Source organism: Streptomyces aquilus (genome assembly GCF_003955715.1).
In the GTDB taxonomy this organism is placed as follows: Bacteria; Actinomycetota; Actinomycetes; order Streptomycetales; family Streptomycetaceae; genus Streptomyces; species Streptomyces aquilus.
Window position 1 is genome coordinate 9,582,333 of sequence record NZ_CP034463.1, and the last position, 11,512, is coordinate 9,593,844.

An 11,512-nucleotide genomic window follows, 5' to 3' on the forward strand; every position below is an offset into this window, starting at 1 on the left:
CTCAGCTCGTGGTGGATTCGACGGTGGCGGCGGGGGAGGGGGCGCGGCCGCCGAGGATCGCCGCGAGCAGCTCGCGGGTGTATGCGTGGCGGGGGCTGGTGAACAGGTCCTCCGGCGGGCCTGTCTCGACGATCCGGCCGGCCCGCATGACGGCGACCTGGTCTGCGATCTGCCGTACGACGGCCAGGTCGTGGGAGATGAAGAGGTACGCCACCCCTGTGTCGGCCTGCAACTCGGCCAGCAGCTCCAGGACTTGGGCCTGCACTGACACGTCGAGCGCGGAGACCGGCTCGTCGCACACCACCAGGTCGGGGGAGAGGGCGAGGGCGCGGGCGATCGCCACGCGCTGCCGCTGACCACCCGACAACTCCGCCGGACGGCGCTCCAGCGTGGTGGCGGGAAGTGCCACCCGGTCGAGCAGGTCGCGGGCCCGGGCGAGGCGGGAGGCGCGGTCGCCGACCTTGAAGGCGCGCAGCGGCTCGGTGATCACCTCGCCGATGGAGAAGCGCGGGTCGAGGGAGGCGTACGGGTTCTGGTAGATCAGCTGGGCGCGGCGGCGCAGCTCTCTGGCCCGGGCGCCGCGCGCGGTGGTGATGTCGGTGCCGTCGAACAGGATGTGTCCGGCGCTCGCGTCGGTGAGCCGGAGTGCCAGGCGGGCGGTGGTGGACTTGCCCGATCCGGACTCGCCGACCAGCGCCAGGGTCTGACCGCGGTGCAGCGTGAAGCTGACGTCGTCGACCGCGCGCAGCACCTGAGGTCCGCCCCCGGTGCGGGGCAGGCGGAACTCCTTGACCAGATGGCGCACTTCGACCAGGGGGACCGCATCGGCCTTCGGCGCGGCGGCCGGGGTGCGGGGCCGGGCGGCGGTCAAGCGCGGTGCGCTGGCCAGCAGTCGGCGGGTGTACTCGTGCTGGGGGTCGGCGAGGATGGCGCGGGTCGGGCCCGCTTCCACGACCCGGCCCTGCTCCATGACCACCAGGCGCTGTGCCCGGTCGGCGGCGACCCCGAGGTCGTGGGTGACGAGCAGGACCGCCGTGCCCGACTCCTCGGTGAGGTGCTGGAGATGGTCGAGGATGACGCGTTGCACGGTCACGTCGAGCGCGCTGGTGGGCTCGTCGGCGATGATCAGCTCGGGCCGGGCCGCGATGGCGATGGCGATCAGGGCGCGTTGCCGCATGCCGCCGGAGAGTTCGTGCGGGTACTGCCGGGCCCGGACGGCCGCGTCGGGAAGTCCGGCCCGGTCCAGGACGGCGATCGCCTCGACCGGGGCCGAGTGGCGGGTCGCCAGTCCGTGGATGCGCAGCACCTCGGCGACCTGCTCGCCGATCCGCTTGACCGGGTTGAGGGAGACCGTGGGGTCCTGGGGGACCAGTCCGATCCGCGCTCCGCGCACCGTGCGCAGCTCCGCCTCCGACAGGGTGGCCAGGTCGTGGCGGCCGAAGCGGACGGTGCCCGCGTCGATGGTGCCGTTGGCCGCGAGCAGGCGGGTGACGGCGTGCGCGGTCGTGCTCTTGCCGGAGCCGGACTCGCCGACCACGGCGGTCACTTGTCCCGGCAGGACGTCGAGGTCCACGCCTCGGACGGCCGGGACCGTGCCGCCGCGGGTGCGGTACGACACGGACAGGCCGCGTATCTCCAGCAGGGGTGGGGTCACGTCCTCACCGTTCTCACGTTCGTCGGTCATCGCTGCCGGGACCATTCGCCGTCCAGCGCGCGGGCGATGCGGTTGGTGGCCAGTACGGTCGCGGCGATCGCCAGTCCGGGCAGCGCCGTCAACCACCAGGCGTTGGCCAGGTAGTTGCGGCCGTCGGAGATCAACGTCCCCCACTCCGGGGCGGGCGGCGGCGCGCCGTAGCCGAGGAAGCTCAGTGCCGACACGGCCAGGATGGAGGCGCCGAAGTCCAAGGTGGCCAGGACGATCACGGGGCCCGCGGCGTTCGGCAGCACATGCCGGCCCAGGACTGAATACCAGCGGGCCCCGCTCGCGCGCGACGCCTCGACGAACACCGCCTGCCGCACCCGCAGCACCTCGGCGCGCGCCACCCGCGCGAACGAGGCGACGCTGGCGATGCCGACCGCGACGGCCACCTTCACCGTCCCGTAGCCGAGCGCGGTGACGAGGGCCAGGGACAGGAACAGCGCGGGGATGGAGAGGAGGACGTCGACGAACCGCATCAGCACGTCGTCCACCCACCGGCCCACGAACCCGGCGACCACGCCCAGCAGCCCGCCGACCACGAACGCGACCAGGACCGCGATGATCGTCGCCTTGAGGGAGAGCTGGGCACCATGGACGACACGGGAGAAGACATCCCGGCCCAGTTCGTCGGTACCGAACCAGTGACTGCCGCTCGGGGCACGGAAGTTCTCGGAGGGCACCCCCTTCAACGGGTCCTGCGAGGTGAACAGGTCCGGCCAGAAAGAGGCCAGCACCACCAGGACGAGGACGGCTCCCGACAGCGGCAGACCGGGGCGGCGCAGCAGAAACCGCCGTATGCCCGCACGGCGGCCCGGCACCGAGGGCGGTTCCGGTCCCGTCTCGACCGGCCGGGCGAGGCCGAGGGCGGCCTCGGCCGGGTCGTCGACGTCGTCGACAAGGCTCTGACTCATACGAAACTCGCCCTTCTGTCCGAGGCCACCACGATCCGCGGGTCGAGCAGCGGGTAGACCAGGTCGACGAGCAGGTTCGTCGCCACGAAGATCAGCGCCCCGAACACCACCACCCCCTGGACCACCGGGATGTCCTGCACCGTGACCGCCGCCGCGGTCACCCGGCCGAGGCCGTCGCGGGAGAACACCGTCTCGACGACCACCGAACCGGCGATCAGCTGCCCCACCAGCAGGCCGACGACCGTCAGCGCGGGCAGGGACGCGTTGCGCAGCGCATGCCGCAGATGCACCCGCCACCGGCCGGCGCCCTTGGCCCGGGCGGTCTCCACGTACGCCTGGTCCAGCGCGGTGAGCAGGCTCTTGGCCAGCACCTGGGCGACCAGCGCGCCGGTCGGGATCGCCAGCGTCAGGGCGGGCAGCACCAGTCCTCGCAGCCCGTCGTTGCCGAACGCCGGGAACCAGTGCAGCCGGAAGGAGAACACCTCCACGAGCAGCAGTCCCACCCAGAACGTAGGGACCGACACCCCCAGCGGGGGCAGCGACAGCAGGAGCTGCCGCAGCCACCGCTGCGAGGTGTACGTCGCCACGACCGCGAGACCCCCGCCGAGCAGCACCGCCAACAGCAGTGCGGCACCGGTCAGTTGGAGGGTCTGGGGCAGCGCGTCGGCCAGCGTGGAGGTCACCGGGCGGCCGGTGGAGACCGCGTCGCCGAAGTCCCCGCGCACCGCCCTGCCCAGATAGTCGGCGTACTGCGCCAGGATCGGCTGGTCGAAGCCGTACTCGTGCCGCAGCGCGGCCAGCCGGGCCGGGTCGACGTCCCCCGAGTCCACCCCGGCACCGGCCATCGCGGTGACCGGGTCACCGGGCAGGAAGTCCAGCACCAGGAACGACACCGTGTACGCCGCCCACAGCACCCCGACCGCCTGCGCCAGACGCTTGATCACATAGCGGCGCACGCGTCAGCCGATCCAGGTGTCGTGCAGCTGGACGCGGCTGCCCGAGTCGAAGGCGAGGTCGTGCACCTTGTTCGTCACGGCCAGCTGGGTCTGAAGCTCCACCACGGGCACGTCGTACGCGTTCCGCACGATGAGCTGCTGCGCCTCGGCCACCAGCTGCTTGCGCTGGGCCGTGTCGGTGGTCGCGGCCTGCCCGGCCAGCACCGTGTCCAGCGAACTGGCGGGCAGCCGGTAGAAGTTGGCCAGCTTGCTGGAGAAGGAGCTGCGCAGGATGTCGGGGTCGGCGCGGGTCACGTTGCCCCACACCAGGTCGAAGTCGCCGCCCTGGAGGGTGGTGGCGAACTGGCTGACCTGGCCCTGCTTGAGCGTCACGTCGATCCCGACGGCCTTTAGCTGCTGCTGGACGAGCTCCAGAGCGGGCTGGTTGGTGGCCGCGTTGGGGAACCAGCTGATGACCAGGCTGAGCTTCTTGCCGCCCTTGGCCCGGATGCCGTCACTGCCCGCCTTCCAACCCGCCTCGTCCAGAAGGGACGTGGCCTTGGCCGCGTCGAAGGCGAGATCCGCGGAGAGGTCCGTGTAGTCGGGCGTGGTGTGCGCCAGGACGCTGGTCGCCGGCTTGGTGCCGGTCGGGAACACGGTGTCGGCGACCTCCTTGCGGTCGAGGGCGGCCAGGATCGCCTGACGCACCTTCACGTCCTTCAGGACGGGCCGCGAGTTGTTGACGCCCAGCCCGAACACCACGCCCGGGTTGGCCCGGTGCAGGAGGGTGACCTGGCCGCCCTTGAGCGCCGCCTCGTTGGCCTTGCCGACGCTGCTGATCGCGTCCACCTGACCGGACTGGAGACTGCCGGCCCGCACCCCCGCCTCGGGCACGACCTTGAACACGACCTTGTCCAGGTAGGCCTCACCCTTCTTGGACCACAGCGAGGAGCCCCAGTCGTACCCGGTGCGCTTGGCCAGCGTGATCGACTGGTTCTGCACGTACTGCTTCAGCACGAACGGCCCGGACCCGATGACACCGTCACTGCACTTCTGCTGCGGGGTCTTCCGCACGCTCGCCGACGACTCGATGCCCAGCGAGTGCGTCGAAGTCGCCTGGAGGAACTGGGCGTTGGGCTCCTTGAAGGTCACCTTGACGGTGAGCGGGTCCACCGCGGTGGTGCTCTTGACGCTGCTCAGATAACCCTGGGCGAGGACGCCCAGGGCGCCGAGCTTCGGCACCGCGTCGAAGTTGTCCTTGACGACCTGCGCGGTCAGCTCGGAGCCGTCGCTGAAGGTGACACCCGGGCGCAGATGGAACGTGAACTGGGTGGCGTCGGAGTTGATGTCCCAGCTCTTGGCCAGCCACGGCACGATCTTGCCGGTCTCGGGGTCCTGGTCGGTCAGGGAGTCCACGGTCTGGCGTACCGAGTAGATGCTCTCGTTGCTGCCGACCTGCTGCGGGTCCACGCAGCCCGCATCCGAACCGACCGCGAAGGTCAGGGTGCCGCCGGACTTCGGCGTGCCGCTGTCGTTGCCGGAGCCGCCCCCGTCGGAGCCGGATCCGCAGGCGGTCAGCAGCACGCCGGTCGTGAGAAGGGCGGTCAGCGCCGCCCATCGGGAGGTTCTGGTATCCGGAAATGCTGTCACGGGGTGGTTCTCCTCATGGGTGTCACCAGGCACGGGGGTGCCCTACGGGGCACGGGCGTGCAGGGGAGTGCGGCCCCCGCCGACGCGGTGCCGGTGACGGGGGAGCGCTGGGCAGGCAGAGATCAACGGGAAAAAGGGGGATCCGGCAGAAGAGCGGGATCAGACGGAGAGGAACGCGGCGACGACCGGCGCCGGACGTCGACCAGCGGCAGGAATGACCGTCAGACCTGACACAGGCAGCTGGTCGAACGCTTCAGATCGATGTGCCGGCGGCGCGAGAGCCGGGAGAACACCACGGCCACGGCGAAGGAGGCACTGAGGTCATCGCTGTGACACCGCATGCCGGTCCTCCCCGTCTCCGGCCCCGCTCAAGGGGCCACGCGCTTGCGGGGATCGTCGGTGATCCCGCCGGGCTTTCACCTGGAGCACCCCACCGCGCGGGAGGGTTGCCGGTCAGCGAGCCAGGGCTTGACGCTGACACTCAATGCCGTTCGTGATCGTACGGAGCGGGTTTGTCGTACGTCAATGCCGCAACCGGGACGACCCCTGCCTGATCGCTGCTCGGGGCAGGGATCAGCCGCGTTCCTGCACGAACTTCACACGGTGGCCCTCGGGATCACGAAGCCAGGCAAATCGAAGCCGACCGTCCGGAGAGTCGGTCGGCTTCACCAAGGGCTCGCCCCCCGCACGGCTGCCCGTCCAGCACCCTCAATGGGCCAGTTCGCCGAGGAGTGCCCAGGTGCGTCGGCGGTCCTCTTCTCCGGCCAGCTCGGTGCCCGAGAACACGACCTCGGTGGCGCCGGCGTCGCGGTAACGCCGTACCTCGGCTTCGACCTCCTTCTCTCCGCCGATCACGGCCAGGTCGGCGGCCCGCCGACCGCCGGAGAGTTCGATGACGCGTGCGTAGGACGGGATCTGCTCGTAGAACGCCAGGTTCTCCGTGGCCCGCGCCCGCACCGCGTCCACATCGTCCGTGACCACGCCGGGCACCAGAGCCACGATCCGGGGCGCGGGACGACCGGCGGCCTCGGCCGCGGCGGTCACGGCGGGAACGATGTGCTCCGCCAGGGCGCGTGGTCCCGCAAGGTAGGGCAAGATCCCGTCCGCCAACTCACCGCTGACGCGCAGTGCCTGCGGACCCATCGCGGCGACCAGCACGGGGACGCCGTTCTCGGCGCCGGGTACGCGTGCCGGGATCGGCGTGGTGGCGGTGAGTAGTTCACCATGGAAGTCCGCCGTGCCGGACTCGGTCAACTGCCGTAGGGCGGTGAGGAATTCACGCAGGCGGGCGATGGGACGCTCGAAGGGCACGCCGAAGGCGCCCTCCGTCAGCAGCTTCGTGCCCAGGGCGAGACCGAGGTGGTAGCGGCCGTGCGTGGCGGCCTGGGCGGTCTGGGCCTGGCTGGAGACCAGCAGCGGATGCCGGCCGAAGACGGGGATCGCCGAGGTGCCCACTTGCAGTCCGGGTACCTCCCGCCCGACGATCGCCGCGAGTTGCGGTGAGTCCGCGCCGAAGGTCTGCCCGAACCAGGCCGACCGCAGGCCGGCAGCCGCGGCCTCGCGCGCCAGTTCCACGGTGGCGTCGACCTGGTTCGGCGCGTCGGACGCGTTGAGTGCCACTCCTAAGGTCATGCCTGGCAGAACAGCTGCTCGGCGAAGCCGTATTCCGGTCCGTGTGTGACAGCTTCATGTCAGCTCTGCGGGGCAGGCCACCCGCGTTCTTGATCTGGGTGAAGCGCCGTGTTCCCGGGCCTGGACACGGTGGTCGCACCGCTGCCCGAGGTCGCCGACCCGGACGGCTCCGCCTTCGGTCCCGTCTCCGTGAGGGAGCGAGCCGGCGGTACCGTCGAGGAGGAGTACCTGCGCGTGCTCGGCCGCCCCGAGCAGCTCGCGGCCTGGCGCGAGACCCGCTCCTACGTCGTGGAAGTCACCGCGTGAGTCAGCAGGAGGAGAGCCGCTCATGACCACGTTCCCCACCGCACAGGCCGTGCGGACCACCCCGGAAGGCCTCCTGTGGGAGCCCAGCGAGCGCTGGGTCCGCGGCCGCAAGGGCGAGGTGACGGTCGTCGACAGCCGGCACCCCGTCCTGGTCTGGGAGCCGGGCGTCCCCGTCCCGCTGTACGCCTTCCCGCGCACCGAGGTCCGCGAGGACCTGCTCCGCCCCGCGAAGAACCCTCCGACCGGCACGCACACCGGCTCACGGATCTTCTACGACCTCGACGTCGGCGGCGACCTGCTGGAGAACGCCGCCTGGACCTTCCCGGCCGCCGACCTCGCCGACCACATCGCCTTCGAGTGGTTCCGGCGCGTCGGCCGGGGCCTCGACCACTGGTACGAGGAGGAGGAAGAGATCTTCATCCACCCCCGCGACCCGCACAAACGCGTGGACGCCGTCCCGAGCAGCCGCCACGTCGTGGTCGAGATCGACGGCACGGTCGTCGCGGACACCCACCGCCCCGTGCTGCTCTTCGAGACCGGTCTGCCCACGCGCTACTACATCCCGCGCGAGGACGTCCGCCTCGACCTGCTGACCGCCACCGAGCACCACTCCGGCTGTCCCTACAAGGGGACCGCCGAGTACTGGTCATGGCAGGGCGGGACGGACATCCCGCCGAACCTCGTCTGGAGCTACCCGGAACCCCTGCCGGCGGTCGGCGCCGTCCAAGGGCTGCTGGCCTTCTACAACGAGGCGGTCGACATCACCGTCGACGGCGAACGCCTTGAGCGCCCGGTCACCCACTTCAGCAGGACGCTCACGACGTAAGGGTGAGGACAAGCCGCCGGTAGTGCTGATCAGGGGCGCCAGGTCCGGGACGGCCGGTGCGGTGGAATGGAGGCAGTTCAGGGGGTGATGGCGTGTTCGGTGAACTGGCCGCAGGGGCGGAACCCCAGGCGGCGGTAGACGGGCTCGCCGTCGGCTGACGCTTGCAGGACCGCGATGCGGTGGTCTCGGTTGCGGGCCGCGCGCAGTGCCGCGAGCGTCATGGCTCCGCCGTAGCCCCGGCGGCGGTGGGTGGCCAGGGTGCAGATGTTGTAGACACCTGCGACTCCCGCATGGTGGAACACCTCGGCGGAACAGACCGGACGGCGGTCCACGTAGCCGACCAGATAGTGGGCGGGGCAGTGCGCGGCCAGTGCTTGAGGGGCGGCCTGGGCGAAGAAGCGGCGGACGGTGGCGGCGGGCGGATCCCAGTTCGCGGCCACGACCGTGGCGTAGTCGGCGAGCTGCTCGGGCGTGGTCACCCTCTGGATGTCCAGGCTCCGGGTGGCAGGAGACGGGAGGGGGGTGTCGTTCAGTTCGGCCCACATCGCCGTCTCGCGTTCGGAAGGCGGCAGGCCTGCGGCCGTCAGGCGGGTGGTGAGGTCCGTGGGTGTCGAGGCGGGCCCCACCCACCAGGAGAAGGGGCGGCCGGTGCGGGTCAGCGCCTCGGTGGTTTCGGTGATACGTGTCGAAGCGTCGACGGCGGTGAAGCGGGCCGCGGCAACGATGTTGAACGTGTCGTCATCCAGGCCGCTGTCGGCGATCAGCAGGTCATCAACCTCAGTGACGGTCGCACCGGTCATGCCCCGGTGCAGGTGACAGGCGTGTTCTGCCAGATTCCGTTCCATCCTGTCCGGCAAGTCGGCTTGATCGAGGAAATGATCATTCATAGCGACTGATCCCAGCATGGCTGGGTGTGGATCGCATGCGATTTCGGGTCGTCCGTGGTCGGCGCTGCCTGGTTGAGCCGGACGATTTCGGTCCGCGCTTCCGCAGCCCGCCCCCGCCGTGAACCGCCCGGCATCCCCTCCGCGACGGCCCCTGAGCCCGCGCCGCCACGCTGGAACACGGTGCGTCGGTTTTCAGCCATGCCGATACGGCCTCCCTGTACGGAAAGGTACTTCCGCAGAGGGGCATGCACCTGACATCTTGCAGCCACCACTCGTTTCGTACGGTCCGGCCGGTGCCATAAGCGCGGCCGGGCCGTCTTCGGAGGACGCATTGATACCCCACAGATCCAGCCGACCGAGACGCACCTTGGTGCTCGCGGCCACACTCGGCGCCGCCCTCGCGTTCGGCGCCCCGGGCGCCCTCGCCGGTACGCTCCCGGTCGTCCCCTCCACCGCGCCGGCCGCCAAGGCCCACACGCCGGTCGCCAAGACGGCTTCGCAGAGTGCGGCCTGGGTGGCCGGCACGCGTGCCTACCTCGTGATCACCGCCCCCGGTGACACTTCGGCGGTCCGCTCCGCGATCGCGGCCAACGGCGGCACCGTCTTCTCGAGCTTCGACGCCATCGGTGTGATCGTCGCCCACTCGGCGTCCAGCACCTTCGCCGCCACCATGCGCGGCGTCGCGGGCGTGCAGCAGGTCGGCGCCACGCGTACCTCGGACGTCCCGGCCGCCGCCTACGACCCGGCGCTCCCGCCCAATCCGGCCCAGGCCTCGACCCCGGCCGGAGAACCGGTACGGGCCGACATGAGCCAGATCAAGGCCGACCAGGCCTGGGCCGTGAACCCCGGCTCCGCCTCCGTCAAGGTCGGCATCCTGGACACCGGTGTGGACGACCAGCACCAGGACCTGGCGCCCAACTTCGACGCGGCCGACTCGGTCTCCTGCGCCTACGGCAAGCCGGACACCCGTGCCGGCGCCTGGCGCGACGTCGACACGCACGGCACCCACGTGGCGGGCACCGTCGCCGCCGCCAAGAACGGCAAGGGCGTCGTCGGCGTGGCCCCCGGGGTGAAGATCGCCGCGGTCCGGGTCGCCGAGCCGGGCAACTCCTTCTTCTTCGCCGAGAACACCATCTGCGGCTTCGTCTGGGCCGGTGACCACGGCTTCAAGGTCACCAACAACAGCTATTACACGGACCCGTGGCAGTTCAACTGCCCGGACAACATCGACCAGGCCGCCATCATCGAGGGCGTCAAGCGCGCCCAGGAGTACGCCGAGAGCAAGGGCTCCCTCCAGATCGCCGCCGCGGGCAACGAGAACTACGACCTCGCCCACAAGACGACCGACTCGGCGAGCCCGAACGACTCGACGCCGGTCACCCGCACCATCACCAACGCCTGCCTCGACATCCCGACCGAGCTGCCGGGCGTGGTCACGGTCGCGGCCAACGGCACCGGCGTCACCAAGGCGTCGTTCTCCAACTACGGTCAGGGCGTCATCGACGTCGCGGCGCCGGGCAGCAACGTGTACTCCACCGTCCCCGGCGGCGGCTACGGCAGCAAGAGCGGCACCTCGATGGCCACCCCGCACGTGGTCGGCGTCGCGGCGCTCATCGCCAGCGCCAACCCGGGCATCACCCCGGCGCAGCTCCGCGCCAAACTGGCCGAGCAGGCCAATGACATCGCCTGCCCCTCGGACAGCCGCTGCACGGGCACGACGGCCAACAACTCGTTCTTCGGCGAGGGACAGGTCGACGCCCTCAAGGCGGTCGGGGCCACTCCGCCGCCCGGCAAGTACTTCGAGAACCTCGCGGACTTCGCCGTCAACGACAACGCGACCGTGGAGAGCCCGATCGCCGTAACGGGTGTGACCGGCAACGCCCCGGCCGGCCTCAAGGTGGGTGTGGACATCAAGCACACCTACATCGGCGACCTGAAGGTCGACCTGGTGGCGCCGGACGGCACCGTCTACACGCTGCACAACCGTGCGGGCGGCAGCGCCGACAACATCGCCCAGACCTACACCGTGGACGCCTCCTCGGAGGTCGCGAACGGCACCTGGAAGCTGCGTGTCAACGACAACGCCGCCTCCGACACGGGCAAGATCGACGCCTGGAACCTGACCTTCTAGCGCAGGCCCGGGTACGAACTGCCGGGCGGAGAAGGGAACATGGGCCTCGGTGGCGGTGGACGCCGCAGCCGGGGCAACCATGCGGCCCTCGCGCCGGGTCACATCCGCCGCGGCCCGCCCACGAAGAGCGGGCCGCGCTGGTGGACTACTTGTAGGCGCCCGCCACGATGGCCACCGTCACGGTGTCGCCGTCGCCCGCGGCGACCGCGGTCCCGGCGCCCGCGACCGCGATGACGATCCCGGCCGCGATGGCGAGGGCCCGCACGAGTTTGGTCACAACTGCCTCCCGTTGGTTGGAACTTGAGGCACTAATGTCCCACGAAGGCTTCAGGGGAAGCCCGAGGGACACCCCACGGAGCCCTCCCCGTGGGGTGAGGCCGAAAACCGACGCCGTCTGTGCCGATATGCCCGCCCGGCAAGGTCAATTCCAGCCGTTGCTTTGACATTCCCATGACAAAGCTGTGTGCGCAGTGCCACTCTTCTGCGGAAGTTCACCGTTCCTTGACGGAATCCCCACACGGAGCGACTCTCCGCC

At 70.6% G+C, this 11,512-nt stretch carries 11 protein-coding genes and 1 riboswitch; of the genes, 3 read left to right on the forward strand and 8 right to left on the reverse strand.

Features of this window, described 5'->3' with window-relative positions; genetic code table 11:
* Position 1: 1 nt before the first annotated feature.
* The 6 genes from EJC51_RS43955 to EJC51_RS43975 all read right to left on the reverse strand — a co-directional run bounded on the left by EJC51_RS43955 (position 2) and on the right by EJC51_RS43975 (position 6,827).
* Positions 2-1,684 carry a dipeptide ABC transporter ATP-binding protein gene (locus tag EJC51_RS43955; protein WP_126276230.1) on the reverse strand — a complete coding sequence of 561 codons (1,683 nt, stop codon included), beginning with the start codon at positions 1,682-1,684 and terminating at the stop codon, positions 2-4.
* Positions 1,681-2,610 carry an ABC transporter permease gene (locus EJC51_RS43960; RefSeq protein ID WP_126276231.1) on the reverse strand — a complete coding sequence of 310 codons (930 nt, stop codon included), beginning with the start codon at positions 2,608-2,610 and terminating at the stop codon, positions 1,681-1,683. The genes EJC51_RS43955 and EJC51_RS43960 overlap by 4 nt, the downstream gene beginning before the upstream one ends.
* The gene (locus tag EJC51_RS43965) at positions 2,607-3,566 is read right to left on the reverse strand and encodes an ABC transporter permease (RefSeq protein ID WP_126276232.1); all 960 of its coding nucleotides are present in this window, start codon (positions 3,564-3,566) and stop codon (positions 2,607-2,609) included. The genes EJC51_RS43960 and EJC51_RS43965 overlap by 4 nt, the downstream gene beginning before the upstream one ends.
* Positions 3,567-3,569: 3 nt before the next feature.
* Complete coding sequence (locus EJC51_RS43970) at positions 3,570-5,195, reverse strand: ABC transporter substrate-binding protein (RefSeq protein WP_126276233.1); 1,626 nt, start codon at positions 5,193-5,195, stop codon at positions 3,570-3,572.
* A 221-nt stretch (positions 5,196-5,416) separates the two neighbouring features.
* Complete coding sequence (locus EJC51_RS49450) at positions 5,417-5,536, reverse strand: putative leader peptide (RefSeq protein ID WP_341870712.1); 120 nt, start codon at positions 5,534-5,536, stop codon at positions 5,417-5,419.
* A 34-nt stretch (positions 5,537-5,570) separates the two neighbouring features.
* Positions 5,571-5,684, reverse strand: a riboswitch (SAM riboswitch).
* 219 nt (positions 5,685-5,903) lie between these two features.
* The gene (locus tag EJC51_RS43975; protein WP_126276234.1) at positions 5,904-6,827 is read right to left on the reverse strand and encodes an LLM class F420-dependent oxidoreductase; all 924 of its coding nucleotides are present in this window, start codon (positions 6,825-6,827) and stop codon (positions 5,904-5,906) included.
* Between the two features lie 108 nt (positions 6,828-6,935).
* On the opposite strand from EJC51_RS43975, the gene EJC51_RS43980 reads away from it, so the two are divergent.
* The gene (locus tag EJC51_RS43980; protein ID WP_126276235.1) at positions 6,936-7,133 is read left to right on the forward strand and encodes a hypothetical protein; all 198 of its coding nucleotides are present in this window, start codon (positions 6,936-6,938) and stop codon (positions 7,131-7,133) included.
* 22 nt (positions 7,134-7,155) lie between these two features.
* The gene (locus EJC51_RS43985; RefSeq protein ID WP_126276236.1) at positions 7,156-7,959 is read left to right on the forward strand and encodes a DUF427 domain-containing protein; all 804 of its coding nucleotides are present in this window, start codon (positions 7,156-7,158) and stop codon (positions 7,957-7,959) included.
* Between the two features lie 77 nt (positions 7,960-8,036).
* Here the strand turns inward: EJC51_RS43985 and EJC51_RS43990 are convergent, their stop codons facing one another.
* Positions 8,037-8,804: a GNAT family N-acetyltransferase gene (locus tag EJC51_RS43990; protein WP_126276237.1), complete on the reverse strand. Its 768-nt coding sequence runs from the start codon at positions 8,802-8,804 to the stop codon at positions 8,037-8,039.
* Between the two features lie 412 nt (positions 8,805-9,216).
* Between EJC51_RS43990 and EJC51_RS43995 the strand changes: the two genes are divergently transcribed.
* Complete coding sequence (locus tag EJC51_RS43995) at positions 9,217-10,977, forward strand: S8 family peptidase (protein ID WP_126276238.1); 1,761 nt, start codon at positions 9,217-9,219, stop codon at positions 10,975-10,977.
* Positions 10,978-11,122: 145 nt separating this feature from the next.
* Here EJC51_RS43995 and EJC51_RS49300 read toward each other — a convergent pair whose 3' ends face one another.
* Positions 11,123-11,254, reverse strand: a complete 132-nt coding sequence (locus tag EJC51_RS49300) for a hypothetical protein (protein ID WP_279631405.1) — start codon at positions 11,252-11,254, stop codon at positions 11,123-11,125.
* Between the last annotated feature and the right edge of the window lie 258 nt (positions 11,255-11,512).